Annotated in this window: 21 protein-coding genes and 5 tRNA genes; 6 read left to right on the plus strand and 20 right to left on the minus strand. The window is 45.9% G+C overall.

From position 1 onward, the window contains the following. Nucleotides 1–116: 116 nt before the first annotated feature. Together BN162_RS17255 and BN162_RS17260 are read right to left on the minus strand one after the other, a co-directional pair. Nucleotides 117–1,454, minus strand: coding sequence for a sensor histidine kinase (locus tag BN162_RS17255; RefSeq protein WP_020226393.1), 1,338 nt, complete (start codon nt 1,452–1,454; stop codon nt 117–119). Beyond that, the gene (locus tag BN162_RS17260; RefSeq protein ID WP_020226394.1) at nt 1,451–2,176 is read right to left on the minus strand and encodes a LytR/AlgR family response regulator transcription factor; all 726 of its coding nucleotides are present in this window, start codon (nt 2,174–2,176) and stop codon (nt 1,451–1,453) included. The genes BN162_RS17255 and BN162_RS17260 overlap by 4 nt, the downstream gene beginning before the upstream one ends. 169 nt (nt 2,177–2,345) lie before the next feature. Between BN162_RS17260 and BN162_RS17265 the strand changes: the two genes are divergently transcribed. Further along, on the plus strand, nt 2,346–2,708 hold the full coding sequence (locus tag BN162_RS17265) for a response regulator (RefSeq protein ID WP_020226395.1): 363 nt from the start codon (nt 2,346–2,348) through the stop codon (nt 2,706–2,708). Between the two features lie 82 nt (nt 2,709–2,790). On the opposite strand, the gene BN162_RS17270 is transcribed toward BN162_RS17265, so the two are convergent. Next, the gene (locus BN162_RS17270; protein WP_020226396.1) at nt 2,791–3,621 is read right to left on the minus strand and encodes an HAD-IIB family hydrolase; all 831 of its coding nucleotides are present in this window, start codon (nt 3,619–3,621) and stop codon (nt 2,791–2,793) included. 313 nt (nt 3,622–3,934) lie between these two features. Between BN162_RS17270 and BN162_RS18205 the strand changes: the two genes are divergently transcribed. After that, complete coding sequence (locus BN162_RS18205) at nt 3,935–4,393, plus strand: HAD family hydrolase (protein WP_020226398.1); 459 nt, start codon at nt 3,935–3,937, stop codon at nt 4,391–4,393. A gap of 166 nt (nt 4,394–4,559) precedes the next feature. Here BN162_RS18205 and BN162_RS17280 read toward each other — a convergent pair whose 3' ends face one another. The 7 genes from BN162_RS17280 to BN162_RS18210 form a co-directional block, all read right to left on the minus strand. Beyond that, nucleotides 4,560–6,527 carry a WG repeat-containing protein gene (locus BN162_RS17280; protein ID WP_020226399.1) on the minus strand — a complete coding sequence of 656 codons (1,968 nt, stop codon included), beginning with the start codon at nt 6,525–6,527 and terminating at the stop codon, nt 4,560–4,562. Between the two features lie 665 nt (nt 6,528–7,192). Continuing rightward, a tRNA-Lys gene (locus BN162_RS17285) sits at nt 7,193–7,268 on the minus strand. Between the two features lie 353 nt (nt 7,269–7,621). Beyond that, nucleotides 7,622–7,698 (minus strand) — tRNA-Glu (locus tag BN162_RS17290). A gap of 8 nt (nt 7,699–7,706) precedes the next feature. Next, a tRNA-Asn gene (locus BN162_RS17295) sits at nt 7,707–7,782 on the minus strand. Nucleotides 7,783–7,928: 146 nt separating this feature from the next. Beyond that, nucleotides 7,929–9,293 (minus strand): MATE family efflux transporter, encoded by a 1,365-nt coding sequence (locus BN162_RS17300; RefSeq protein WP_020226400.1) that lies wholly within the window; start codon nt 9,291–9,293, stop codon nt 7,929–7,931. 189 nt (nt 9,294–9,482) lie between these two features. Continuing rightward, nucleotides 9,483–9,962, minus strand: coding sequence for a hypothetical protein (locus tag BN162_RS17305; RefSeq protein ID WP_020226401.1), 480 nt, complete (start codon nt 9,960–9,962; stop codon nt 9,483–9,485). Next, entirely contained in the window at nt 9,959–11,968 is a 2,010-nt protein-coding gene (locus BN162_RS18210; protein ID WP_020226402.1) for a prolyl oligopeptidase family serine peptidase, read from the minus strand. The genes BN162_RS17305 and BN162_RS18210 overlap by 4 nt, the downstream gene beginning before the upstream one ends. 255 nt (nt 11,969–12,223) lie before the next feature. Between BN162_RS18210 and vanW the strand changes: the two genes are divergently transcribed. Genes vanW through alr form a run of 3 tightly spaced genes read left to right on the plus strand, consistent with a single transcriptional unit; the run spans nt 12,224 to nt 15,911 of the window. Then, the gene (gene vanW, locus BN162_RS17315) at nt 12,224–13,057 is read left to right on the plus strand and encodes a glycopeptide resistance accessory protein VanW (protein ID WP_020226403.1); all 834 of its coding nucleotides are present in this window, start codon (nt 12,224–12,226) and stop codon (nt 13,055–13,057) included. Beyond that, nucleotides 13,054–14,112 carry a D-alanine--D-alanine ligase family protein gene (locus tag BN162_RS17320; protein ID WP_020226404.1) on the plus strand — a complete coding sequence of 353 codons (1,059 nt, stop codon included), beginning with the start codon at nt 13,054–13,056 and terminating at the stop codon, nt 14,110–14,112. Before vanW ends, BN162_RS17320 begins: the two co-directional genes overlap by 4 nt. Next, nucleotides 14,100–15,911 carry an alanine racemase gene (alr, locus tag BN162_RS18215; RefSeq protein WP_020226405.1) on the plus strand — a complete coding sequence of 604 codons (1,812 nt, stop codon included), beginning with the start codon at nt 14,100–14,102 and terminating at the stop codon, nt 15,909–15,911. Before BN162_RS17320 ends, alr begins: the two co-directional genes overlap by 13 nt. Before the next feature lie 271 nt (nt 15,912–16,182). Here the strand turns inward: alr and BN162_RS17330 are convergent, their stop codons facing one another. From BN162_RS17330 to BN162_RS17340, 3 genes are all read right to left on the minus strand, one after another. After that, entirely contained in the window at nt 16,183–17,529 is a 1,347-nt protein-coding gene (locus tag BN162_RS17330) for an MATE family efflux transporter (RefSeq protein ID WP_020226406.1), read from the minus strand. A gap of 219 nt (nt 17,530–17,748) precedes the next feature. Further along, nucleotides 17,749–18,357 (minus strand): sugar O-acetyltransferase, encoded by a 609-nt coding sequence (locus BN162_RS17335; protein WP_020226407.1) that lies wholly within the window; start codon nt 18,355–18,357, stop codon nt 17,749–17,751. Nucleotides 18,358–18,517: 160 nt separating this feature from the next. Then, the gene (locus tag BN162_RS17340; RefSeq protein ID WP_020226408.1) at nt 18,518–18,991 is read right to left on the minus strand and encodes a MarR family winged helix-turn-helix transcriptional regulator; all 474 of its coding nucleotides are present in this window, start codon (nt 18,989–18,991) and stop codon (nt 18,518–18,520) included. A 256-nt stretch (nt 18,992–19,247) separates the two neighbouring features. Here BN162_RS17340 and BN162_RS17345 point away from each other — a divergent pair, with 256 nt between their 5' ends. Further along, nucleotides 19,248–21,443 carry a glycoside hydrolase domain-containing protein gene (locus tag BN162_RS17345; protein WP_020226409.1) on the plus strand — a complete coding sequence of 732 codons (2,196 nt, stop codon included), beginning with the start codon at nt 19,248–19,250 and terminating at the stop codon, nt 21,441–21,443. 84 nt (nt 21,444–21,527) lie between these two features. On the opposite strand, the gene BN162_RS17350 is transcribed toward BN162_RS17345, so the two are convergent. From BN162_RS17350 to BN162_RS17380, 7 genes are all read right to left on the minus strand, one after another. Then, nucleotides 21,528–22,001, minus strand: coding sequence for a hypothetical protein (locus BN162_RS17350; RefSeq protein ID WP_020226410.1), 474 nt, complete (start codon nt 21,999–22,001; stop codon nt 21,528–21,530). A gap of 621 nt (nt 22,002–22,622) precedes the next feature. Next, nucleotides 22,623–23,537, minus strand: coding sequence for a sensor histidine kinase (locus BN162_RS17355; protein WP_020226411.1), 915 nt, complete (start codon nt 23,535–23,537; stop codon nt 22,623–22,625). An 11-nt stretch (nt 23,538–23,548) separates the two neighbouring features. Continuing rightward, nucleotides 23,549–24,355 carry an ABC transporter permease gene (locus tag BN162_RS17360; RefSeq protein WP_020226412.1) on the minus strand — a complete coding sequence of 269 codons (807 nt, stop codon included), beginning with the start codon at nt 24,353–24,355 and terminating at the stop codon, nt 23,549–23,551. Beyond that, nucleotides 24,349–25,269: an ATP-binding cassette domain-containing protein gene (locus BN162_RS17365; protein ID WP_020226413.1), complete on the minus strand. Its 921-nt coding sequence runs from the start codon at nt 25,267–25,269 to the stop codon at nt 24,349–24,351. The genes BN162_RS17360 and BN162_RS17365 overlap by 7 nt, the downstream gene beginning before the upstream one ends. A gap of 80 nt (nt 25,270–25,349) precedes the next feature. Further along, nucleotides 25,350–26,018 (minus strand): response regulator transcription factor, encoded by a 669-nt coding sequence (locus tag BN162_RS17370; protein WP_020226414.1) that lies wholly within the window; start codon nt 26,016–26,018, stop codon nt 25,350–25,352. 255 nt (nt 26,019–26,273) lie between these two features. Then, nucleotides 26,274–26,349: transfer RNA gene (locus BN162_RS17375), tRNA-Ala, on the minus strand. An 18-nt stretch (nt 26,350–26,367) separates the two neighbouring features. Then, a tRNA-Ile gene (locus tag BN162_RS17380) sits at nt 26,368–26,444 on the minus strand. Between the last annotated feature and the right edge of the window lie 84 nt (nt 26,445–26,528).

Consider the following 26,528-nt stretch of genomic DNA (forward strand, 5'->3'; position numbering starts at 1 on the left):
CTTCGCCCGTTTAGGCCGCCTTCCGCCTCTATCTGAACAACGGCAATTTCAGCTTGTCTACTTCAAGCCGTTTCTCTAACCATTCGGCTAACGGTTCACTCACCGAAGGTGCGGCCCTACGCCGTGAGGCGCAGATAGACAGAAGCCGAGAATACATCTTCTTTCTTTTCAAAACGGACATAACCGCGGTAAGCGGCAGCGATGTCCTGAATCGAAGCCACGCCGATTCCCATGCCTTCCCGTTTGGATGACAACGGTAGGGAGCCGGAAAAGTGAACGGGCTGGGTGCAGGAATTATCGGTTAAGATCAGTAACCCCTGGTGTCCCTGCGGCTGAATCCGCAGTTGGATCCAGCGGGTTTCTGCCGAATCTCTCAGACATGCTTCCACCGCATTTTCCAATAAATTTCCTAACAACACCGTGATTTCTGTTGCGGAAATCGGGCAATCCTGAGGATAATCCGCCCTGACCTCAAACCGAATTTTATGGTTACGGGCCTGGGCGGCATAATATCCGATGACAGCATTCACAACTTCATTGCACGAAAACAGTTCCATCCTCTCTGGCGGCAGTTCATTCTGAACCAAATCCAGATATTCCTGTAAACCATGCTTATCATCCTTTTCTATGAAGGAATGCATCACAGTCAAGTGCTGCCGCAGATCATGGCGTGCCTTACGGGTTTCCGTCATCGTCGCCGCTAATGCATCATACTGCTTTTTCTGCATTTGAAGACTGCTCCCGGCGTATTTCAGCGCTTCTTCCATCTGCGCTCTTGCCCGCGAAGTCTGCAGGATTTTTAAAGCCGCGCCGGAAGCATAACAAGCGCCAAACAGCATCAAATAGCGGGAAACCAAAAACTGCCATGAAGCATAAGCATAGACATCCTGCGTGGTGCAGTAAAGCATGCCGAACAAGGCTGAAAACAACGGAATAATCCATAAAGAACGCCACATTTCAGGATCTTCCATTTTCAGTGCGTCGCCAATGGTGTGATAGAAAAAATGAATGAGAAACGGACACATTATCAAATAGAGAACAGCGCGCGCCGCATTATAGATCAGATACGGATGCTCGTCAGAGAAGGTCCAGAAAAAACGAGATTCAATGTAATTGGCATTGCCCTGGACAAAAAACATCCACGCCAGAAATAAAAGATATGTAAACATCTGTTTGGGAAATGATTCCCGAATGAACAGAAAGCTCAGCGCCAAAAATACGAGCATGAAAGCATAACGTACAATTGTCGTCCATTGCGCCGCGGTTTCAAGACCAGCTTGGTTGATCGCATAAAAGGCCGCACAATTCAGAGCTATCAAAAACAATTGAAGCAGCACAATCTGAGAAAAGGGAATCCTCAGTTTATCCTTAAACAGCCAGTATCGCGGCAAACTGTACGGCAGAAAATCCAAAACAGGGAAAAGCAGCACCATTCCCAGATCGACGCCTTTCATAACAAAACCTCCCGCCGGGCCTGGTCAAACAAATAAGCATGATATTGTTCTTCAATTTTCCTGCGCTCCCGCTTGGAAAACGGAATGCGATCCCCCGTGTCCATCACAAAGTCCAGCGCGTCCATCACTTCAACCCGCTGCATATTGACAAGACAGCCCTTATAACATATCAGAAACTGCGAATACGCTGACAGTTTATCCAGCAGTCGGGCAAAGGGCATGCGATAACGAAACAATCTCCCGCCGTCTGTATGGATTTGGCAATAATGGCCATTGACATCACACCACAGAATTTCGCGCAGCAGCAGTTTATCCTGTTCAAGGCAAAGGCATTGAGCCCTGCGGATCTTTTCCATTCCGATATTATCCAGCATCCGCTCAAAAGCCTCCTGCGTATAGGGCTTAACGAGATAGCCGGAGGCCCGGACTCCGTAGCTGTCAACCGCATGATCACGGCTGGTTGAGACAAAAACAAGGGGAACCACCGGATCTTGCCGGCGGATTTCCTGAGCGGTCGCCAGACCGGAAAGTTCGTTCATATACTGGTCCAGAAACAGAAGATCATAACGCTCTTTCCTGAAAGTCTTTAAGAACGCTTCCCCGCTGGCATATTCATCCAGCTGCAGCGTTTCTGCCGGCATGCGGTGCTTCGCATACCGCCGCAGTGATTCGCAGATTTCTGACCGGCATCCCTGCTGATCATCCAGAATTGCACACTTCATACCGTTTCCCCCCTGACTGTTTAGCCGCTAGGGCTCAATATCATTTTAACTTTAAATGGAAGGGGATACAATACGATTTACCGCCAAAAAATGCCGGATGCCGCCAACCGCTTGTCCATTGTTTCCGTTTCGATTATGTTAGAGATGACAAAGCGAGAAGGGAGTCTTGATGATGATCAGAATAATGATCTGCGATGATCAGCAGCAGGAACGAAAGCAGCTGATTAGAGATGTCCAGCAATGGTGCGAAAAGCGGACCCAGCCTGCGCTAATTGAATTCTGTGAAAACTGGCCAGATCTGGCAGAAAAAATCAAATCCTGCAAACCTGATATATTAATTATCGCTAACAACGGTGTAGCCGGACTGGATCTCGTTACCAACGCGCTGGCTTTAATGCATAAGATTCTCTGGTTTTCTGATTTGGATTTCAGCCTTCAGGCTTATCGATTATGCCTGTCTTATTTCTGCAAAAAGCCTCTGACTTCGGCTAAAGTCGAGTATGCCCTGGATCGGATCGCAGAACAGAGATAGCCGTCAGGATATCCTGCATGAGCACGAATAAAGCTTCGAATGAGGGTGCAAAAGCTCTCATTTTTTCAGGGCTGGCCTGATTTTATTCGTTCAGCAGCAGGCTGATTACCTCTGCCACGGAGGAAACGGTATGCGCAGCTCTTGCGGCTACACGCGCCTCTGCCAAGTCAATGCAATAGCTGTGTTGGGTAATTTCAAACATCGGAATGTCATTTTCTGAATCGCCGACAACAATCAGATGATCCTGGTCAAGCTTGAAGCGTTCGCATAATTCAAGAATGGAAATCCCTTTTGAGCTGTTCAGCGGTCCAATGTCGATCATATCCTGATCACTGGTTGTAATGATGCCAGGATAGTTCTGTTTTTGAATAAAGGCTCTGAATTCATCCCTTTGCGCCGGCGGTACAAAAATCTGAATCCGCTCCACCCCGGCGGTCGGATCCATTGTTTTCAAGTCTGCCTGAATTACAGAATCCCAGATTGAATCATACGCAGGAACACCGCGCGGATAACGATCGGTTCTTGACCAAATCCATTGATTATTCAAGCCGGTGGTCACGCTGATATTTAAATCCTGATCAATCACCTTGCGGCAGAGGTCGATGTAAACGCTGCACGGCAGCTGCTTAATAATCGTTTCCCCGGTTTCCAAACGCACCGCCGCGCCATTGCCGCCGATGAAATTGATGTCGAAGCCGAGAGCTTCTGCAATCACAGGATAATGATGCAGCCCGCGGGCTGTCGCAACCGCAAATTTATTCCCCTGCTCAACCCAGCGTTTCACCGCCTTAAAATTATCTTCCCGCTGATGTGGATTGGCAGATTCTTTTCGCGGATACAACGTTCCGTCCAAATCTGAAATTAGCAGTCTGATCGGTTTGTCTGAAGCCTGAAATTCCCAGTCTTTCTTCATGACAGTTCTCCTCCCTTCAATATATCTATATAGATATATTCTATTTAGAATATACTATGAATTCGGATTAACGTCAATTCTCAGTTTCAGCACAGCCTAAAAATATGAAGGAATGTGAAGGCTTTTTCTTTTTCCTCTCCGCCGTCCGATTTTTGTTATACTTAATTTACGCAAAGAAACAAAGACAAGAGGTGGTTCGTTTTATGATCCGATCCGTTCTGTTTGATTTCGATGATACGCTGGGTGATTACAGTATACCGCGGAAGAAATCAGTTTATCTGACTACCGCAGCGTCAGATTTCGCTTTGAAGGCTTGAATGCCGAGGAACTTCAGCATATCAACACCTTGTATATGGACTGGACGAACGAAAATGTTCAGCTTTTTAACGACGCTGAACCTGTTCTGAAAATCCTTCTCAAAAACAAAAAGGAAATCGCCATTCTTACAAATGGTCCCAGCGATGGACAAAGGACTAAATTAAAATGTTTGAATATGCTGAGTCAGGATTTCAAATCCTTCATTTCGTCAGAAATAGGCTTGGCTAAACCTTCCCTTTCTTATTTTCAATATGTACTGAATCATCTCAATCTTCCCCCAGATGAAGCCTTGATGATCGGAGATTCGATGGAGAATGATTATTTTGGCGCACAAAAAGCAGGAATTCATGCCCTGCTTTTGGATCGCAAGGCTCATTGTGCACGCAAGGATATTCCTGCAATTCATAGTTTATATGAAATCCTGGAATATCCAGGCTTGGAACTCAAAATTTAAGTATTCTGTTTTCCATTCATCAACAGGACTGATCAAGATTAAGGTGCAAAACTGGGTTTCAAGCCTTAAAAAACCCGGATTTATTCATTTTTAGCTTATGATAATCAGAGAAGTTTCTGTCCATTGATCCTGATCCTTCTTTTCCATTTTTCTCAGTTAAATTCTTTTAAAAATCCAATTTACAACCTGAGATATTTTGATTTCTTTGATAAACAAGAAGATCTGCGCCAACAGGACATATATACCAGTTCCCTAAAATTCGATTCTCCTGCATTTCAAAATCCTCATCCCATGTATAAACGAAATCGCTGACCCAGTCCCCTCGGAAATTGAAGATTGCGCCTTTTCCCTGATTTTTTGCCAAACCATATCCGGTATGGTTAAAATACAGGATATCATCATAAATGGGTTCCAGAATCATCTCACCCGTTTCCAACATAACTCCCTTTTTATCGTTCTTTTCCACGACAAACATTTTAAAAACTGTTCCGTCCTCCGCCTCTAAATCATCATGTTCTGCGACGATTCGATCCGCATCCGCCTCAAACAGCGGCTCAAGCTCATGGTTGTAAAAAACCAGTTGATTTGCTTCGCTAATAAAAATGCCCAACTGCCCTTGAATTTTTACCGGATACACATCCGCTGCCCTCGCCAGCGGCAGTTCTATTGTTTTAGAGTCTGTGGCGCAAATCACTTTCTCCTCCGTTTTTATAATCGTTATCAATCCCCATTGTTCGATTTCAATATTTTCAGCAAGAATTTCTCCTTGGCTGTCCATCACTCCATAATGAACACTCTCTCTTAAAAACGGAAAATAATTCTTACTGCATTGCGTTCCATAACAAGATGTTGAGATCCAATCCAAAGACGGAAATCGTCGGATGATTTCCAATTTTTCATTTAAAAGACAAGGTGCGCCTGAGCATATTCCTGTATAGCGATCAAAGCCATTATATCGGGATAAAGTTAAGTTCGGGGAAATGACATTCCCTTGATTATCCAAGGTTCCCCCAATTCTCCGCATTTCATAATAGTCGCCTTCTTTAAACAATTCATCGCAGTTGTGTTCAAAAAGAACTTTCCCTGTTGAATCAATTACCTGACGTTGCCCGTCAACCTTGACATTGAATTCCGTTAATTCAGGTACACCATATAAATCGAGAACTTCATCGTATTTTAGAGGAAGAATAAAATTTCCGTCAGCCTCTAAAATTCCAGACTTTCCCTTTTGCGTTACAATCACTGACTTCTCATTATAGAATTGAATGTTATCATACGCAAAGTCCGCGGCTTCTGTTGTTTTATCCAGAATTGCATATTTACCGTTTTTCTCAGCAATCACAGTATAGATTGAGTAATCGAATGATACCTCCGACGCAGCGTTAAATAACAGATTTCCCTCTAAATCATAACCATCATACATATTTTTATTTTTAATCGATACAATGTACTCTCCCGATTGAAGCTGACTGTAGACCACATCAAAATATCCGTCTTCAGCAGCTTGTCTATAGCTTGCAGGCGTAATGGAATGTCCTGATAAGTTATACACATCTACATTGTATTCCTGATTTATTCGGTTAGCGGCTAGGAAAACAGGAGAAACAAGACCATCAGAAGGGGTTAAACTGGAAACGGCTTGAATAATATCGTAGAATTGCTCCATAAGTAATTTTCCATTTAAATCCATCAGAGTAAACTTTCCTTGTTTCTCAACTTTGAATAAATTTAAATTCAGATCAAAATTTATGGAATCCCATTTGTACAATTGATCATTCACTTCTGTTAAGTTCGTCGGTATCCACTCTGCATTATACAAGGTATATTGTTTATCCTTTGTTCCTAATACTCGTCCATCATTAAGAATAAGCACCTGATCATATTCGATGGGAATGACAAGCTTTCCTGTTGTGTCAATCACACCATATTTTCCATTCTCATAGGCTTTAGCATAACGTTTCTCATCTTTCAGGTTTATTGATTCTAATTGATCGTAAATTGAAACCAGTTCCTGCTTTTTTTCGGTCTGTTCATGAACGGCTGAGTACTCAGGCCGCGAATCTAATGCATTGCAGCCGCTGATTAGAGTTAATGAGAGTAACAAAAACAATCCCTTCCTTAAATATAGCTTCATTCTGATCCTCCTTTTTTAAAAACCTCATACATTATTTCATCCTTACATCCTCTTCTGTCTTAGACAATGCGCCAAGCAAATCTAATAGCTCTGCGAAACAATGAGAAATAAGCGTTCTGGTTCGCTTTTCTCTATTTTATCATGTTGGCAAATAGTCCTCTATGTCATCTTTATTATGATCTAAACCGTATTCAATGCAATCACATTTTCATTGAGATTATTATCCTCATTTACTTCTACTTTGTATAAGCCACGTTGAAATATAAATTTCCTATCTTTATTCAGTGAAATTGACACGGTCATTGCTCAATATATGACAATCTAAAAATAATACTATTAAATTTAGATGAGATCATACAGTTAAGTCAGAAAAATAATTAAAAGTAATACTAAACGCATATTCAAGACGGTTTATCACTGTTCTCTAAATTCAAAATCATTGTACGATGATTCTGGTATTGGATCCATCTTCTTAAAATCAAAGCCAAAAGGCTCCGAACAGACAAATGAAACTATCTTCATTTTTTACTTAGCTTGCTTTAAATGCAGCGTTATTTTTTAACAGAGTCAGGTATAATTTTATCCCATCTTTTATCCGACAAAATAAAAATTTGGATGCACTCCAACTTCTTTTCGAAGCCGCACATCCAAATCTATTTAATAAATGGTGTCCTCTTAGGGACTCGAACCCTAGACCCACTGATTAAGAGTCAGTTGCTCTACCAACTGAGCTAAGAAGACATATATATCAACAGCAAGATTTTAGCAAAATCATCTTATCACACCTGAGGGTGAAATGCAATGTTTTGTTGAAAGCTTAACCAATTTACAGGGGCTTTCTCTTGCCGTGCTTTGATATTATATTCCAGCGTTCTATGAAATGCAAGCCTTTTTTCAAAAATTTTTATTGAGGGTGAAGTGTAAAAGTAAATTCTATTTTAAGGATTTTCCGCTAGGCTTTTAATTCTGAGCGTCATTCTTTAACTAAGTTCTAAATGCTTCACAGATTATAGCTTTGGTTATTTTACAGATTATCCTGCTCTCCTTTCCCTTCCTGCAAAACAAAAAAGCCCTTGCGGACTTTTCATTTTTAATGGTGACTCGTACGAGATTCGAACTCGTGAATGACGCCGTGAAAGGGCGCTGTGTTAAGCCGCTTCACCAACGAGCCAAAAAAAATGGCGCCTAAAACAGGGCTCGAACCTGTGACCTAACGGTTAACAGCCGTTTGCTCTACCGACTGAGCTATTTAGGCGTTTGCTTAATTATAATATCATAAGCGCCAAGAGCATGCAAGCACTTTTTTTCAAATTTCCGCTTTTTTTCATTTCCAGTTTTTAACAGTTTGATTCCTTCCTTGAAACAGAAAAGCCTGCCCCTGAAGGCAAGCTTTCAACTGTTTCAAAATTGCGTCAGGTTGACTACCCATTTCTCTTTCCGCACCAGAGAATAGGCGATTACCAATTTGAGGATATCCGTCATCTGACCGATTACATAAAGCACCAGGATATTGACGCCCGTGAAATAGGTGAAGCAGCAGACCAGCGGAATGTTAATCGTCCACATATATCCTGAATCCATGAATAAGGTAGATCGGGTATCTCCGCCTGCCCGCAGAATGAAATAGCACTGGGTGTTGCCCATATAGATCCAGAACATGACCGACATAATCCGCAGCACATTGACCGCAACCTGCTTCGCGGTGGGTGAAACTTGATAGAAATGGGGAACTACAAAGGAAGATCCGAACATCAGCACGGCAAACAACAGCGATAAGATCACACTGAAGCCCAGCAGCTGATATCCATGATCGCGAGCTTCATCGAGTTTATCCGCGCCCAATGGCTGCGACACCATTACCGTGGTTGCGGCCGCCATGCCGCCGAAGAGGACGAAGAAAATATCGCCGATCGTGTTGGCAATCGAATAGCCCGACATGACCTCCGGTCCGCGGGTAGCATAGAACTTAAACAACGTCGCCATCCCCAAAGACCACATGACTTCATTCAGCGCCAGCGGAGCCGCTTTGATCAAAATGCTGCGAACCAGCTGCCCGGAAACATGAAACATCTGTGAGAGCTTCGACTTGAAGGCAAACGGCAGCTTCGCCAGTACCAGCAGCAGCACGGCTGCTTCCACCAAACGCGCGATCAGCGTGGCAATCGCCGCCCCTTCTACACCTAACCGCGGAAAACCAAAATTACCAAAGATCAGGCAATAGTTTAAAAAAGTATTGATTAAAACCGCACCGGCACTGATGACCAGCGGAATCTTAGTTTCCCCTACAGCCCGCATCGCGCTGGAAATACCAAGCGACAACGCCATGGGCAAAAACGTAAACGACGCAATCCGCATATAGGCTGCCCCCAGCTGAACGATTGCCGGATCGCTAGTAAAGAAGCGGACGATCCCCTCCGGCACAAGAAAGCCCAGCAGAAAGAACGGAATCATAATCGCATAAGCGCTCAAGATGGAAAATCGGAACGATTGTTTCATTCGTTCATGATCCTGCGCCCCGAAAAACTGAGCGATAAAAATGGCCGCCGCCGCTAAAACTCCGTTAGTTCCATAGGTCGCTATAATATAGAAACGATTGACGGCCGCAACGCCTCCCAACGCAGCGTCGCCCAACTGTCCCACCATCAGATTATCAACAAGATTAACTGAACTGGTAATCAGCTGCTGCATCATCAACGGCACAGCGACCGCCAGCGCCAGCTTGTAAAACTGCCGTGTACCGATAAATTTCGATAATTTCTTTCTCATTCCCCGATCCTCCCTCTTTTAAATCAATGGTATCAGTTTAACATACTTTCTCAAGAAGTTCATCCTTCCTTCTGCAGACCCACAGAAAAAAACGCAGCGGATCCAGATGAATCATGGAAAGCTGCGCTTTTTACAGAGTTCAATACGTTCATTTTATCTGAAAACATCATTTTTAATGGACATCAAAGATCAGCCTGGGGTTTCCAGATCCTTTAGGAACTGATCGCAGGCCTGATCAAAGCTGAAATAGACCGGGATGGTATTCGCTTTTAAACCGCCGATCACAAAGGCGTTGTAGCCGATTGGACAGTCTAACCCTGCCGCCTGATTCCGGCCGATCCGGCTGTCGGAATAAACCGGGTATAAATGAATCGGCTTGCCGCTCAGTTTTTTCTCCAACAGAATCCCCAGCGCCATATGACTGCCGGTATCCTCATTGGCCAGATCGAAAAACACATGCGTTGCTTCGCACTGATAATGATAGTCTGCCTCAAAAATTGCTTCCGGTGTAGAAGCGCCGCCTTCATTGAGCGGCAGATCGATCGGACTGATCAGCTGATACTCAAGTTGGCGGGCTGTGAGTTCACGGCGCAGCCGTTCCCCTTCCAAGCGCCGTTGGCGCTGATCGGCCTCAGTAAACAAGGGGCCGACGAGATAGACGGTAATCATTCCTGAACCTCACCCAAGGCCCAGTCGATATAGCTCTGCATTTCCGCAATGGTTTTCAGATGAGCTTCGCCCTTGCCGCGGTCATGGCTGCCCAGCGCCAGAACCCGCAGCAGCACCGGATGTTCGCTCTGGTTGTTCTCCTGCAGTTTCGCTGCCATTTTCTTGCCGTGATACGGCGGAACGTTATTATCGCATTCGCCGGTCTGAATGTAAGTCGCCGGATAAGCAATCGGCTGAATGTTGTGATAAGGCGAATAGGAAAGCATGAGCGGGAACAGATTCGGATCCATCGGATCGCCGTATTCCGTGATATACATCGGACCGCGGTCATCATTGCGGAAACGGATCATATCGGTATGCGGCACCGAGGCGATCACGCAGCCCCACAGATCCGGACGCATCGTCAGAAGCGCGCACATCAGCAGACCGCCGTTTGAGCCGCCGCAGATCGCGGTTTTGGCAGGACAGGTCCAGCCTTCCTGCTGGATACGCTCAGCGGTGGCGATGAAATCGGTAAAGCAGTTTTTCTTGTTCGCCAGACTTCCGCCTTCATGCCAGCGCGTACCGTATTCACTGCCCCCGCGCAGGTTGATGCTCACATAAATTCGTCCCTGGCTGACCCAGTCCACAATGTCCAGATCGACAAACGGATTATTGTAGGAAGGCAGAATCGCATTGTTATACCCGCCGTAGCCATACATCAAGGTCGGCGTTTTGCCGGTTTTCTGCAGTCCCTTCGGCATGACGACAAAGGCTGGAATGCGCTCGCCGTCGGCCGCTTCCGTGAAAATCTGCCGGACCTCAATCGCATCGGCGCTCTGCGGATTCGGCTGATACAGCACCTCCAGCTGATCGCCGGTCAGCTTCAGCAGCATCGGCGAATGCACAAAAGATTCAAATTCCAAAATCAGGGATTCTGTTTTACGGATTGCGCGGGCATTCTGCATCGCCAGCGTGCAGGCGCCCCATGGGCTTGGCAGCGGCAGATCGCAACAGAAGGCTCCCGACTTATCGACGACTCGGACTAAGGAAGCGGCATCGTTGAGGTAAAACAGCACCAGCTGATCGCCATGACGGATGGCATCTTCCAGCTTCATTGCGCATTCCGCGACAAACGTCCGGCCTTCCGCCAGCGTCTGCCCTTGCTTCACGGCGATCAAACGGCCCATCGGCGCTTCGGACTGAGTTAAGAAGATCAATTCATCCCCCAGCGTATCGACATAGGTAAACGCTCCTTTTAAATCCTGGCTGACAGAGCTAAACTCGCCGTTATCCTGCTGCACAAAGATGACCGTATCGGCATAGTTTTCCATCACTTCCGCAATCACGGTTTCCCCATCCGCGGAGCTGGCCAAACGCACCAGCACGGCGTTTTCATGATAATCAAAACACGTCTGGATTTCATCCTTGTCACAGTCATAGCAGCGGACATGATTGACATTCAGACCTTTTTCCGGATCCGCATCCGCGTCGGAATACAAAATCCGCCGGCCTGTTTTATCCCATAACGAATAGAAAATTCCGTCCAGTTTGCGGATCAGTTTATTCGCTTTCTGATCCACGACCAGCACGCATGGACGCCCCGCGCCGTCTTCCAGTCCGGTATAATAAATCAGATTGGGATCCGCAAATGACGGATTCGCCGTAAACACGGTGATCGTATCCGGAATCAGGCTGAGATCAACCTCGCGGATTTCCTTAAAATTTTGATCCAGAACGACCAGCGTCCGCGTTCCGTCCTTGTTGGCACGGGTTGCCCAATAACCTTCATCGGTTTCTGTCAGCGCCGAATAGCTGGCATAAAACGGCCGGGCCTGCAGCTGTTCTTTTTTCTCGGCATAGCCGGGCAGGGTTGAGAAAAACTGATCGGTCAGGGTATTTTCTTCAGCCACCCATTTCAGCACTTCCGGATCCTTCGGCTGTTCCAGACCGATATACTCATCCTTCATCGTGACGCCGAATCGTGTTTCAGACCAGTTTGATTTTTTCCATTGCGGATAATTCATGAATCTTCCTCCTTCAAATTCGATTGTCTTCATTGTACCACAACAAGGAGCGAAATAGGACGATCATCCCCGCACTGGCAGAATGTCATCGTTTCTTAAGAAACGTGTCATAGACCTTCACAAAGCGTCATCAGGAAGTAAAGAACTTAAGATCTTTTCCTTTTATACTGAAAGTGACAAACAAGTCACCCAAATCCCCATGGGAGAGTCATTTTACTGTGCCATAATAAGGGAAACTTCAAGGAGAGTGAAAGTATGAGCCGACGTCGTGTAACCGAATTTCTGCCCTTTCTGCTGCCGCTGCGCAGAAAGCAGAAGATTTGGTGTTTTTATCAGAAAATGAAGCATGATGGGCATCGTTATGCCCGTCATCAGGCCGAGAACCGGCTGCCGTATCTTCAATATGAATGTACTCAGGGTTTAATCAACCCTGACAGCGGGTACGATATCCAATATCAATACAACAAAGCGCACAACCTGAAAGTGGTATCGCGCCGAATGCAGCAGCTGATCATTGAACCGGGGGAAGTGTTTTCCTTCTGGCAGCTGGCCCAGGGCGCGGATCATGATGATCCCTATCTTCCAGGCTTGGGCCTGCATGACGGCAAGATCGTTCCCGTGCATGGCGGAGGCTTGTGCTTTATGAGCGAGCTGCTGTACTGGATGGTTCTGCATACGCCGCTGACGGTGATTGAAAAGCATCCGCATCTCGTCATTTCCCTGCCTGCCAATCCCAATGCCGAAATGCCGGCGGGGATTGACGCCACGATTCAGGAGGGATGGAGTGATCTGAAATTCCGCAACGACACCGACATGCCGTTTCAGCTGATTTTGGATTTTGATGAAGCATCCGTACACGCTCAGTTTCGGTGCGGGCAGCCGCCGCAGTATCGTTATGAAGTTCTAGGTTCAGAACTGATTTACTCGCGCAAAAAGGGAAAGATCTTCCGCACCCAGCAAATCAGCCGCACGCTTTATGATGCTGAAAGCGGCGAGGTTGTCCGGCAGGAAGCGTGCTACACCAGCCGCAGCCGGATCGATTATCCGCTGAGTCCGGACACGGAAATCATCGAGGAGGATGAAGGATGACAAAAAAAATAAAAGTCGCGGTCTTATTCGGCGGCTGCAGTGATGAATACAGCGTTTCTCTGCATTCGGCGGCCGGCGTCCTGCGGGCCCTGGATCCGCAGCGCTATGAAATGATTCAGATTGGAATTGATCGGCAGGGAGATTGGTTTTTAACTTCGGCTTCACCCGCAGAAATCGAAGCGGATCAATGGCATCAGCCTGAAAACCAGCGTCTGCAGCTGACTTTGGCGCGCAGCCGCTTTGAGTTAAAAACAGCATCGAACCAACCGATTGACGTCGATGTCTTTTTCCCGGTACTGCACGGCCGCAACGGTGAAGACGGCAGCCTGCAGGGGATGTTTGAGCTCTTTCACATTCCGTTTGTCGGCTGCGGCCTGGATGCTTCTTTGCTCGGCATGGACAAAGCGCTCAGCCATCAGTTAGCTCAGCAGCACGGGATCGAAGTCAGTCCGTTTCAGGTCTTCAACAGCGCGGAATTGGATCAGAAACGGAGTCAGATTCAGCGTCTGAAGCTGCCCTGCTTCGTCAAGCCGGCGCGCGGCGGATCGTCGATCGGCATCACCAAAATCACCACCTGGAAAGAACTGGACAGCGCCTGTGCCGCAGCCGCAAAGCATGACTCACGGATTTTGATCGAGGAAGCCGTTGTGGGCGAAGAAATCGGCTGTTCCGTGCTGGAAACGGCAGAGGGGCTGGTTTTGGGGGCTGTTGACCGCATTCATCTCAACAGTGACTTCTTCGATTATGAAGAAAAATACGTCGATACGCATGCTGAGGTCGAATGTCCCGCGCCGCTGCCGGATTTTATCTCAGAACAAATGCGCCGCATGGCGCTCAAGCTCTGGGAGATTCACCATTGTCATGGTTTGGTGCGGGTCGATTGTTTCCTCACCGGTGATCAGCGCATCGTCTTCAATGAGATCAACACGCTGCCGGGGATGACAGCGACCAGCCGCTATCCGCGGATGATGGGACAAGCCGGGATCACCTTTGAAATGATTTTGGACACGCTTATCGACGAGGCTTTGCGGAGGTCTGCGACATGGACTGCGTAAGGTTGGTTAACCGTGAACATCAGCTTCCGCACGAGGAGTCGCTGTGGACTAAAGAGTTGGTTTGGATCGATCATCAGACTCAGCTGCAGCCGGTCTGTGCCCGCGCGTTAAACGCCTGGATCAGTGCCTGCGGCGGCGAGCAGGAAGTGACCTTCGTCAGCGGCTGGCGCAGTTATGCCCAACAACACATAATCATGAAGGAAACAGAAGCTGAACGGGGCTGGGATTATGCCCATCAGTTTGTCGCCGAAGTCCGCGCCAGCGAGCACCATACGGGATTGGCCATTGATCTGGGGATCGCCGGAAAGGATCAGGATCTGATCTGTCCGGACTTCTCTGGCCCGCTGGCTGAGAAGATGCACGCCTGCGCCGCCCGGTTTGGCTTTATCCTGCGTTATCCCAAACAGAAAACGAAAATAACCGGCATCAGCGAAGAACCGTGGCACTATCGTTATGTCGGGCCTCTGCATGCGCAGATCATGAACGAAAAGGATTGGGTACTGGAGGAATACGCCGAATTCCTTCGGACTTGTTCCCCTTCACATCCTTATCTTTATTTTGACGGACAGCAGCACTGGGCTTTGTGGACGCAGTCTGTTTCATCAACCGTCGATGACGGAGCCGCCGGTTCGCTGCTAGATGAAACGACGCGGCTGATCGTTCAGGCGCTGGATCCCGCCCCTGTGGCTATCGGCAAGGATCGAGCCTGGGTAGAACTTGACAGCGCCGCTTTGCGGCATAACCTCATCACGCTGGAAAAAGCTATGACAGACAAACAGAAAATCATGGCCGTGCTGAAGGCCAATGCGTATGGTCATGGTCTGGCACCGATCGCTCAGTTTCTAAGCCGCCAGGGTGTAGACCATTTCGCAGTGGCGACAATGGAGGAAGCCAAGGTGATCCGCGATCTCAATCCGGATGCTGAAATTCTGATCCTGGGGTATGTTCCCGCCTGCCGCGCGCAGGAAGTATCTGAGCTGAAACTATCACTGACTTTGACCAGCTACCAGCAGGCCTGCCAGCTCAGTCAAACGGGTTATCCGATCACAGCCCATCTTCCGGTCGATACCGGCATGCATCGTTTGGGTGAAGCTGCGCAGGATCTGGATGCTCTGGCACGGTATTATCAGCTGCCCAACATCAAGATTACCGGGACGTATTCCCATCTGTATGAGGCCGACAACCTCAGCCCTGAGGCTCAAGTTCACACTCAGGCTCAGATCGAGCGGTTCTTTGCCGCCATCGACGGCCTGAAACACCGGGGCATTGATCCGGGGCGCGTCCATCTGCAGGGCAGCTACGGCTTCCTCAATTATCCTGAACTGCGCTGCGATCTGGTCCGCTGCGGCATCGCCTTGTTTGGCTGCATTGCCGATCATCGCTCCCAAACCAAGCTGGACTTACGGCCGGTGGCTTCTGTCCACACCCGCATCGCGGCGCTGCGTTCCTTGAAAAAAGGGGAAGGCGCAGGATACAATCATGTCTGGTCTGCCCCTCAGGATACCACAGCAGCGATTCTTTCGATCGGTTACTCCGACGGGCTGCTTCGCAGTTCATCCTTTCAGGGCGTTGAAGTCCTGATTCACGGACAGCGTTGTCCACTGGTCGGGGCGATGTGCATGGATCAGTGCTTCGTCGATATTGGTTCACTGCCCGCAGTGATCGGCGAGGAAGTCATCGTGATCGGAACGCAGGGAACCCAGTCGATTTCAGCATTGGAAATTGCGGACAGAACTGGAACGATTGTCCCGGAAACCTTGAGTTTACTGCGCGGTCGGATGCCGCGGATCTTCATTTAAGTTGGCATTCACCCATTTCCAGTTCACCGCTCACTCCGGCCTTCCAGCCTCAACCTTATGAACAGAAGCTTGATTTTAATGTAGAAAAGGCACGGAAGCCTATGTTGGACGTCAGTGATATCATAAAAAAACGTTGATCTGCCTCGGATCTGAATCCTCAGACCTGTAAGGCGGTCAGCGTTTTTTGTTTATCTGGTTAATTAGTTTATTCTTGATCAGAAATAATTTCCTGTCTGATCCCTCGGTAAAAGATCCGCTGCGGATAAAGTGTTCAGTCTGCCAGCACATCAATCTGCCGCAGCTTTACTCTGCGGTAAGCGCCAATACTGAAAAGCATACACAGCCCTTCGGAGATGACAAAAGCCAGCCACAGCACATTCAGCCCACCCCATTGAGAAAGCAGCCAGGCCAGCGGCAACACCAAGATCAGCTGGCGGCCCAGAGAAACCCACAGAGAAAGCATTCCGTCATCCAGCGCCTGAAAAATCGAACAGAGCACAATCGAAACCCCGGCAAAAACAAAGGACAGGGAAATTGTTTTTAATGCCGGAATGCCGATCGCCAGCATTTCTTCGGAAGCATTAAACATGCCTAACAGCCATTTCGGTGCCAGCTGAAACAGCACTGTTCCCAAGGCCATGATCAGGACCGCAGCGATCAAAGAATATCGGGCTGCCTGATTGATCCGCTGTTTTTTCTGCGCCCCAAAATTGTAACCCACAATCGCGATCAGCGCGCTGTTCATGCCCAGGACCGGCATGAAGATAAACTGCTGCAGCTTGGCATAAACGCTGTAAACCGAAATCGCCAGCTCTGAATAAGGCAGCAGAATCATATTCATTCCCAGCGTCATCACCGAAGCAACCGACTGCATGATGATCGCCGGAAAGCCCACCGAATAAATCTGACGGCAGATATCCCAGGAAAACGAAAATCCTTTCACTCCCAGATGAATAAACGGAATCTGTTTATGAATAATCCACGCACCCAGAACCATCGCCAGGATCTGTCCGCTTACCGTCGCGATCGCTGCCCCCAGAATTCCCATCGCGGGAAAGCCGAAGAAGCCGAAGATTAAGATCGGATCGAGGATGATGTTGACCAGAGCCCCGATTCCCTGCATAACCATGTTGTAGACCGCATTTCCGGTTGCCTGCATAATTCTTTCCATGACGATCTGCACAAACACGCCGAAGCAGAATACCGTTACGATTCCAATATACAAGGCCGCTTGGGAAGCGATGTCGGCAGACGTCGTAAACAGATTCGCAAAGGCTCTGGCCGCACTCAGACCAAAGACCGCAAACACCGCCGCGCTGATCAAGGCTAACAGAATCCCATGCTGCGCCGCTTTATTGACTTCCTCCATTCTGCCCTCTCCCAAACGCCGGGAAAGCAGGGAATTGACCCCGACCGCTGTGCCCACGGAAACCGCGATGATCAGCATCTGGATCGGAAAGGCCAGCGACACGGCCGCCAGCGCTTCTTGTGAATAGCGTGCGACAAACATACTGTCGACAATGTTGTAGCAAGCCTGGATCAACATTGAAAGCATGATCGGCAGCGACATCGTCGCCAACAGTTTCTTCATCGGCATCGTCCCCATTTTATTTTCCATTCCTAAGTCCTCCTTCAAAATAAAAAACCACTCTGTGTTTTTTAGAGTGGTTTTGCCTCACTGATTTTTTGATTCCTTTTTCTTCAAGATGACGCTACAATCCGCGCTTCATCCTGATCCTGAGTTAGTTTACGCTTTTGCCGCCGGCTTGTCAAGGAAAAACCCCAAGCGCTTCCCTATCCCAGCTCTGTTTCCTTGGGTACGGTTGTATTTGATCCCTCAGCGCGACTGCCATTCCTGTTGGCGCGCAAGCCAAAACTTTCGGTCTTCATCACTGATTCTGCGCAGCACCCGGCATGGATTGCCGGCTGCGATGACGCCGTCAGGCAGATCATGGGTCACGACCGATCCGGCTCCGATCACTACCTCATTGCCAATCGTAACTCCCGGATTCACGATCACATTGCCGCCGATCCAGACAGAATTGCCGATTGTGATCGGCTTGCCGTATTCCAGTCCGGTATCCCGCACTTCACGGCTGAGCGGATGAGCTGCGGTATACAGACAAACCCGCGGTCCCAGCATGACATGATTGCCGATGGTAATCGAGCAGACATCCAGAAACAGACAGTCATAATTAGCGAAGAAATGATCGCCGATTTCGATCTGGCTGCCGTAATCGCAGCGAAAGGGCGGCATAATTACCCCATCTTCACCAAAACTCCCCAAGAGCTCCTGGATCAGCGCTTCCCGCTCCTCAGCCTGGTCTTCTCCTGTTGCATTGTAGCGCTGCGTTAAACGCAGGGCACGCCGATGCGCCGCCACAAGTTCAGGATCCTGAGCGGTATATAACATCTCCGCCAACATTTTTTCTTGTTCACTCATCATCCTCTGATCTCTCTTTCTTTTCACTTCCGGTAAGCTTATTGTAACGAAATCCACAGTGCAAAAAAAGCACCAAGATTATCTTATTTCCCACAGTTTTCCAGCCTTTTTGTTTTGCAGGAGCATGCCTGCATATTGGCGCAGAAAGAAGGAAGAAATCAATTTAGAAACGGGTGTCGGAGAAATCATCGCCGTCTTTGAGCATGACATGGGATTCCGCGTTGATCTTCTGCATGGCCAGAATCAGCCGCTGCATAAACGGTTCCCGCTCCTCATCCGCAAAGGCCTCGGCCATCAACGCAGCAAAATGCATGATGATCGCATCCGCTTCCCGGCAAACCTTCCGGCCATAAGCGGTCGTCTTTAAATGTAGACTGCGGCGGTCCTTCTGTTCGATCTCCCGTTCAACAAAATCATTGTTCACAAAATAGGTGACAATCTTTGTGATATTGGATTTTGACATGCGAAAAACTTCCGCCAATTCACCTGGTTTTACACCTTCATGTTTCCGTATATATTCAAGAACCTTTAAATAATGAGGATTAATCCAGTTTGCGATCTGCTGATCAATCGACTGCGTATAAGTTGTGCATAACGCTGAAAGCAGCACATAAAATTGTCTGTCTTTGGCTTCCATTCACTGACCCCTTTCTTTTTTCTCATTGTACCGCACATCGGAAAAAAGGAAAATCCCAATCCTTCCAAATCTGTATGAATTTCCTTATTCCTATCCGCTGAATTTTACTTTTATCACTTCGATTTAAAACAGCAAAGCTTAGCTTGTAAGGGAAGCTTCATAAATTAAACTGCGGAGAGAAGTGATTTATTGATATAATGAAATTAGTTAAAAATGATACTTGCTGTTCGCAGGAAATTCAGAAGAAAGGAAACCCATGAAAAACCGTTTGTCCAAGACCATGAAACATCTCTTCCTTGCCGCTTTGCTTTTTGGATTGCTTCCTCCCTCCGCGATTCAGGCAGAAAGAACGTCAACAGCGTTCCGTCCGCAGGATCAGGAAAAAGCGCAGGCGGAGCAAACCCTAACCATGGGAGCTTATTTTGATAATCCTTATCAGCACACACTGCAGTCTGATTATAAAGCGGCGCGGCGTACAAGCCGGGACCAATGGACGGACACCGTCTGGCAAAATGATGTGCTGGACGCGAAAATCACCGTCTGGGCGGGTAGGCAACCGCTCGGGCAGCTGGAAATTCAAGCCAGTGATTTTGTCAATGGAACGCATCGCATCGCGGCAGAAAACGCGGATATCCGCTGGCTGCATGAAACGATGGCCAACATCGGCAGCGCGGATCCCGAGGCTCCGGTCATCGCTTATCCGGACGTCATTCATCAAGGCGGAGCCACACAGCTCGATGCGAAACAGCTGAAATCCGCCTGGATCACACTGACGATTCCCAAAGATGCATTTCCAGGAACCTATACCGGTTCCTTTCAAGTCCGTGCTGCGGGAAGCAAAACCATTACGCTGACATTGACCTTTGAGGTATTGGATCTGACTGCCCCGGATAGCCGGGAGGGAGAAACGCAGATTGAGCTTTGGCAGCATCCTTACACCACAGCCCGATATTATCAAACAGCGCCTTTCAGCGATGAACATAAAAAGGTTCTGCTTCCGCAGCTGCAGGAATACGCGCAGATGGGCGGCCGGGGCGTGATTGCCACCATCGTTGAAGAAGCCTGGAATCATCAGTCCTACGATAGTGATCCGTCGATGATTCGCTGGACACGTACTGCCGAGGGTGTGTACAGTTTTGATTATACCGATTTTGATCAGTGGATCGAGCTGGCAATTCAGGCCGGCGTGCTGGATCCAGCAGCCAACCGCGGACAGATCAAAGCTTACAGCATCGCACCCTGGGGCAATATCGTAACGGTGTATGATGAACTTAGCGATACGGATCTGCGTTTAACGTTGGTTCCGGGCAGCGAAGAATGGACGGCAGCCTGGACGGCGTTTCTGGAGGATTTCATGCGGCACACAATTGAAAAGGGCTGGTTTGATATCACCTATATTTCCATGGATGAGCGGGAAATGGAGGTGCTGCAGCCCTGCGTGGATTTAATTGAAAGGTTGCGCAGCGACACCGGAAAAAGTTTTAAAATCTCATCGGCGATGAATTATTCCAGCGGTGATGATTATTCGTTCCTAGATCGAATTGACGATATTTCCGTCAGCCTGATTCACGTTCAGGATAAGTCAAAAGCCATGCAGAAGCTTGCGCAGCATCGCCGTGAGCAGGGTTTATTGACGACAATTTACACCTGTACCGGTCAATATCCCAGTGCCTATACGATTTCAGATATGGCGGATACCGCCTGGACAATGTGGTATTCAATGAAGCAGGGCGTCGATGGATTTCTGCGCTGGTCCTGGGATGGCTGGGTGGAGGATCCGCTGACTGATGTTTCGTATCGAACCTTTGAGCCGGGGGATCCATGGCTGATCTACCCTGCTGAGCGAGATACTGCGGACGAAGTTTTCTACGAATCACCGCGCTACAAAATATTGAAGCAGGGAATTCGCGATATCAACAAAGCTAAGTGGCTCCAGAGCCTATCCAGTGAAACCAGCACCGCCATCACTCAGCTGGTCCAGTCGCTCAAGCGTCCAAAGATGAAGATTAATCAATACGGCAGTGCGACACATGCCCGAAACTCTGACCGACAACTTGTTCAAAATGAAGTTCGGCGCATGCGAAACGGCCTTGATGAAATCGCACGAGCCTATATTCGATCGCGCAGCATTCCGATCACCGGCGTTGAAAATCCGTCGCAAAGTCTGTCGCTGCGCAGCGGCAAGAGCCGGCAGATTCAGATCGAGCCGATTCCCTACAACGCCAATCCGCTCACCTGGATCTACCGCAGCAGTAATGAAGTCTTGGTTACGGTTGATGAAGCCGGCATCATCACCGCCATTCAAACCGGCACAGCAGTCATTACCGCCTATGCACAAGAAAACCCGCAAGTTCAGGTCATGATCGAAGTCACGGTTCCCGATCCGGCAAAGGCTCCTGGCAAAAAAGCGGAACGGCCGGTAAACACACGGCATAAAGTCTGGAAACGATAGAAATCGGACTGAGCAGCGAAACTGCTGATCGATTTAAAAAGCGATGACAGTTAAACTTTTTCTGTCATCGCTTTATTATTTTCTCTAATGTTCTATGTTGAGCCGATCAATTCTAACCATTAAATCATCCGCATTGATGCGTAAAACACATTCCACAAAATAACTTACGAATTTTTGATCGGTAACAAAGTCAGTAACCACATAATACAGTTTATCCTTCTTATTATACGTTGCATAGCTAACCCCTAATTTAAGATTTCCCTCCTCTATTTCAAAGTTAGGATTCTTCATCAGATAATTTTCCCCGTGGTCTTCCCACCTCGTAAAATCTTCCGGCACGCTGAGCTTAAATCGAACATGATGAGTTTTGTCTATTCTAATGCGATGGTTGATCTGAATCCAGTTTTCAGCATCATTCTTTTCTGATTCAACATGAAGTCTTTCCGCACTAAACTCATTTTTATTCCTTTCCGCTGTGTTTAAATAGTTTGCACCAAAGTAAAACGCGAGAGCTGCGAAAGCAAAAATCCCTGCAACAATTAAAAACCTTTTTTTCACAGAATATCGCCTCTATTCATTCAGTTTTCAAACCTTAGTCATTCAACTGTTCTTGTTATGCGTAAAATCATGATTAGCGTGCTTAAAGTCAATCCATTCAAAATGGATATCGCTTAACTATATAAAGTTTTTTTAGCCTTACCTAGAGTCTATGACTCAGCATTCTTCTTCCCCTCAAATTACAGAATATCTTGAATATTGTCAACACTTCAATTTTCAAAGACAGAATTTCAAGTTTTAAATATAGGGTTATATAGGTTTAGCGACAGGCAGCATCAGAACACTCTGCGGTTCTTTAAGACAGGATTAGACTTCCCAGTCAAAGGAAACATAAAAAAGAACCACTATTATGCGGTTCGGATAATCATATCATGTCTTTGAGAAATTATTAGGATTACTGAATTTTAAAATATTCCTAATATATAACTTGCTTAAGTTGAAATTAAATGCATTTATTAAAGAGACATAATTATTTTGAAGATAAAGTTCATGTTGACTAGAATGTGAATTTTTAGAACTTAGTGGAATTAATATGTAAAATCAGAAAATAAATTGACTGTTGCATTGTGGCCTGCTAATTTATTTTTCTTTGAAATTAATGAATTGGTTCCCGAGATGAACTCAACTATTGTTTGGCGTTCGAATGCTTGATAGATTAACGATAATTTCAAATGATTCTTTTGTTATGTTGACACGCGGTTCTTCGCAGCCTAATTGTGCCAATAATTTCTTAACAATATATAATCCCTGGCCTGAATTACCATTCCCTCTGGAAATATCTCCTGAATAAAACCGATCAAATATTTTTGTCGAATCTAGGCAAAAGTCTTCCTTCATCGAATTTTGAATACTGACTTTCAATTCACGATCATTTGTAATTAAACGGATACTTAGTTTCCCGGCTGTTGAGCGAATCGCATTAATAATAAGATTTTGAAAAATACGCGTCAGCGCCGTTTTATCGGAATCTAAGAAAATGTCTTCCTCTGCCAACTGAATTTCCGGAATAATTTTTCTGTTTTCAAACAGAGAATGATTATCCAATATAACCTCAGTCACCAGTTTATTGAGTTCAATCATTTCCTTTTTATAAGAAATTTCATTATCATCCAACAGTGAAATTTGATAAAAATCGTTGATTAACTGTTCTAAACGTATCGCTTTTCCAACCAAAGCTTCCATATACTGCGCTCGCTTTTCATCGGAAGCATTTTGCATCAATTCTAAATAACCTCGGATGGAAGTTAAAGGAGTCCGCAAGTCATGTGTTAAACATGATATATTCTCTTTCTGTTTTTCCTCTTTTATCTGTGCCTGCCCTATACTTATTCTTCCTCTTTCGGCAAGCTCATTAATCATGACTGTCATCTTTTCCAGATTTTTATCCATCAACGTTAGCGTTATAAACTTTTGCGTTTTCTCATTCAGAATTTCCTGCAGCTGAATATTTATTTTACGAATCTGTTTTTTCCAGCAAACTAACTTGAAAATAAAAATCATCAAAAAAAGAAGTGTTAAAATAAATATCCAGAACATTGATTTTTCCTCTATTTAATTTCTTTCCGATTGACAAGAATACACCCGATTATAAGCAGTAATGTGCTGCTTAATAAATACCAAGGCAAATAATCTATAATTCTTGTAATGTTAGATGAGCAAATATTCATCCAGTAAAACATCGGGTTTGCGTACACATAAGCTCTCAATAGCGGAAATAGAGTTTCCATGCTTGCCCAAGACATCAGATAAACGCAAGCACCGCTGAATATATAAATACAGCTGACACCTGTTACAACGCTGATATTCGAGATTAAGCCGCATAAGAAGATGACAAGGCAGTTCATCGCCAACAAAACCAAGCCGTTAATCACAGTCCATTGCAGAAGCTGCATGAATTCTGCCAAACTCATCAAATATCCCGACTGCATTGTTTCTAAGATGAAAAAGCCCAGGATGAATGCAAAATACATAAATAGCGAAACAACGAGGATGATCATCGCTTTTGAAAAATAAATAATCCGGCGATCAATCCCATAAGCAACAGACAATTTTATCGTCCCCACTTCATATTCTTTGTTAAAAAAAGTAGCCGTAAACAGAACATTGACCAACCAGAAAAAAGCAGTATATCCAAGACACGACTGAGCAACAGTTTCAAAAGTAGGTTCTACGGCAGATAAATAACTTTTAGCTTGGAAGCCAATATCCAAAAGCATCCCTTCACCCGATCCCATGATCGTCATTTCACCAAAAATCATGGATAAAAACAAAATAAACACGCTGCCTAAAATAAAGCCGATCCATGATTTTGAATGCACCAGCCGGTACAATTCCGCTTTTAAATAATTTAACATGATTTTTCTCCCGCTATGATTTTCATATAGTAGCTCTCTAAATCTTCGCCTTTGCACGTTAACTGATATAAGGTGATATCATTTCTTCCCAGCATCGCGGAAATTTGTTCCGGTGCATCAAGATAATCATATAGACAGATAGAATTATCAGGCAAAACTCTATAATTATGGGTATGCAGCTCTAATTCTAATAAAGAAGCCACTTTCGACGCATCGCTCACTTTTAGGTACAGATGCTTCTGACATTGTTTTTCTAATTCCTTCGCATCAATTTCCTGCATTAATTCTCCATGACTCAAAATGCCATATTTCGTTGCCAGTTGATTCAGCTCTGACAAAATATGACTTGAAATCAAGATCGTTATTCCCATTTCTTTATTCAAACTTTTTAATAAATTTCTAAGTTCTAAAATACCGACCGGATCTAATCCATTAATCGGTTCATCCAAAACCAGAAATTCAGGGGTTCCTAACAAGGCAATGGCCAACGCAAGCCGCTGACGCATTCCTAAAGAAAAATTCTTTACTTTTTTCTTTCCGGCATGATCTAAATGAACTAAAGCGAGAACGTGGTCAAGATTCTCTTTACCAGGAATTCCCCGCTGCAATCGCTGCACTTCTAAATTTTCAATCGCCGTCATCTCGGAATACAAAGACGGACCTTCTATAATACATCCCATTCGGGAACGCTGTCCTGCAATGGACTTTCCTTGGTGTCCAAACAGAAATAACTCTCCGGCCGAAGGATTTGCCAGTCCGGTTAATAAGCGGATTAAGGTTGTTTTCCCCACTCCGTTCTCACCGATCAATCCGTAAATGTCACCGCGCTTCACCGTCATATTAATCCGATCCAGTACATTGACATGTTTGTATCTTTTTACAATGTCTTTCGTCTGAAAAATGATTTCATTCATCCTATCATCCCTTTCTGTCCTTCATTATCGCAGAGAAAGGTCAAGGAAAGCTTAAGAGAAAGCTAAAGACTCCCTAAAGTTCAGCTCTTGATGAAACGATACCCCAATCCCCATACAGTTTCTATACGCCACCCTTCGCTGCCCAGCTTTTTTCTAATATTACTGATGTGCGTATTCATTACATCATTATCTCGTGCAAAAACATCATTCCATACAGTTTCATAAAGATTTTGCTTAGAGAAAACCTTATTGGGATATTTCATCAACAATTCTAAAATTTGATATTCTTTAGCCGTCAGTGAAATAGGATTCTCTTGAATAAAAACTGATTTTGACTGCGTATCTAATGCCAATTCTCCACAGATAATCCGGATTCCCGGAAATGTTTTCTGATTTCGGATTAAACAGCGTTCGATCCGTGCCAGCAGTTCTTCTAAGTTGAAAGGCTTCGTTATATAGTCATCAGCGCCAAGCCGCAGTAATTCTACTTTTGTGCGTACCAAATCTTTTGCGGATACAACCAGAATTGGTACATCGGAAACCTTTCTTATTCCGCACAGTATTTCTTCCCCGCTGACATAAGGAAGCATTAAATCTAAGATAACTAAGTCAAAGAACTTCTGGTTAAAAACAGACAATGCGTTAAGTCCAGAAAAACAACATTCAGTTTCATAATTATAATTGCACAAAAAATCAGTTAATATTTGACATATTTCTTTGTCATCTTCTATGATTAATACACTGCTCATATTCAGCTCCCGTTTATCTCATGATGAAAATTTATCAAAGCGCTTTTCCCACCTTTGAAATTTGATATTAAATTTGGTACATCCCCGCATTTACGTCACATTTATCAATGAACCTGAGCTTTTAGCCAAGAACAGTCCATCAAATTCAAGGATATCTTCGATTCAACTTTATCTCAACTATGGAGAAAAAAAGGATATCGCTCAAAGCCTTACATAGACTTTTATAAATCGCGATATCCTAATAGTAACATATCATGGTGGAGCATAACGGGATCGAACCGTTGACCTCCTGCGTGCAAAGCAGGCGCTCTCCCAGCTGAGCTAATACCCCATGTATATTTAAATTCGATGGTGGGCCTGAATGGACTTGAACCAACGACCTCACCCTTATCAGGGGTGCGCTCTAACCACCTGAGCTACAGGCCCAATTAACTGTTTCCCATCGAATGCTTAATAAATATACCACGGAGAAAATAAAGTGTCAACAACTTTTTAAAGTTTTTTCGATTT

Source organism: Holdemania massiliensis AP2, assembly GCF_000327285.1.
GTDB classification, from domain to species: Bacteria; Bacillota_I; Bacilli_A; order Erysipelotrichales; family Erysipelotrichaceae; genus Holdemania; species Holdemania massiliensis.

Excerpts from the sequence above, each read along its gene's own strand:
- BN162_RS17255 (WP_020226393.1), bottom strand. The coding sequence starts at position 1,454 with ATGAAAGGCGTCGATCTGGGAATGGTGCTGCTTTTCCCTGTTTTGGAT.
- BN162_RS17260 (WP_020226394.1), bottom strand. The coding sequence starts at position 2,176 with ATGAAGTGTGCAATTCTGGATGATCAGCAGGGATGCCGGTCAGAAATC.
- BN162_RS17265 (WP_020226395.1), top strand. The coding sequence starts at position 2,346 with ATGATGATCAGAATAATGATCTGCGATGATCAGCAGCAGGAACGAAAG.
- BN162_RS17270 (WP_020226396.1), bottom strand. The coding sequence starts at position 3,621 with ATGAAGAAAGACTGGGAATTTCAGGCTTCAGACAAACCGATCAGACTG.
- BN162_RS17280 (WP_020226399.1), bottom strand. The coding sequence starts at position 6,527 with ATGAAGCTATATTTAAGGAAGGGATTGTTTTTGTTACTCTCATTAACT.
- BN162_RS17300 (WP_020226400.1), bottom strand. The coding sequence starts at position 9,293 with ATGAGAAAGAAATTATCGAAATTTATCGGTACACGGCAGTTTTACAAG.
- BN162_RS17305 (WP_020226401.1), bottom strand. The coding sequence starts at position 9,962 with ATGATTACCGTCTATCTCGTCGGCCCCTTGTTTACTGAGGCCGATCAG.
- BN162_RS18210 (WP_020226402.1), bottom strand. The coding sequence starts at position 11,968 with ATGAATTATCCGCAATGGAAAAAATCAAACTGGTCTGAAACACGATTC.
- vanW (WP_020226403.1), top strand. The coding sequence starts at position 12,224 with ATGAGCCGACGTCGTGTAACCGAATTTCTGCCCTTTCTGCTGCCGCTG.
- BN162_RS17320 (WP_020226404.1), top strand. The coding sequence starts at position 13,054 with ATGACAAAAAAAATAAAAGTCGCGGTCTTATTCGGCGGCTGCAGTGAT.
- alr (WP_020226405.1), top strand. The coding sequence starts at position 14,100 with ATGGACTGCGTAAGGTTGGTTAACCGTGAACATCAGCTTCCGCACGAG.
- BN162_RS17330 (WP_020226406.1), bottom strand. The coding sequence starts at position 17,529 with ATGGAAAATAAAATGGGGACGATGCCGATGAAGAAACTGTTGGCGACG.
- BN162_RS17335 (WP_020226407.1), bottom strand. The coding sequence starts at position 18,357 with ATGATGAGTGAACAAGAAAAAATGTTGGCGGAGATGTTATATACCGCT.
- BN162_RS17340 (WP_020226408.1), bottom strand. The coding sequence starts at position 18,991 with ATGGAAGCCAAAGACAGACAATTTTATGTGCTGCTTTCAGCGTTATGC.
- BN162_RS17345 (WP_020226409.1), top strand. The coding sequence starts at position 19,248 with ATGAAAAACCGTTTGTCCAAGACCATGAAACATCTCTTCCTTGCCGCT.
- BN162_RS17355 (WP_020226411.1), bottom strand. The coding sequence starts at position 23,537 with ATGTTCTGGATATTTATTTTAACACTTCTTTTTTTGATGATTTTTATT.
- BN162_RS17360 (WP_020226412.1), bottom strand. The coding sequence starts at position 24,355 with ATGTTAAATTATTTAAAAGCGGAATTGTACCGGCTGGTGCATTCAAAA.
- BN162_RS17365 (WP_020226413.1), bottom strand. The coding sequence starts at position 25,269 with ATGAATGAAATCATTTTTCAGACGAAAGACATTGTAAAAAGATACAAA.
- BN162_RS17370 (WP_020226414.1), bottom strand. The coding sequence starts at position 26,018 with ATGAGCAGTGTATTAATCATAGAAGATGACAAAGAAATATGTCAAATA.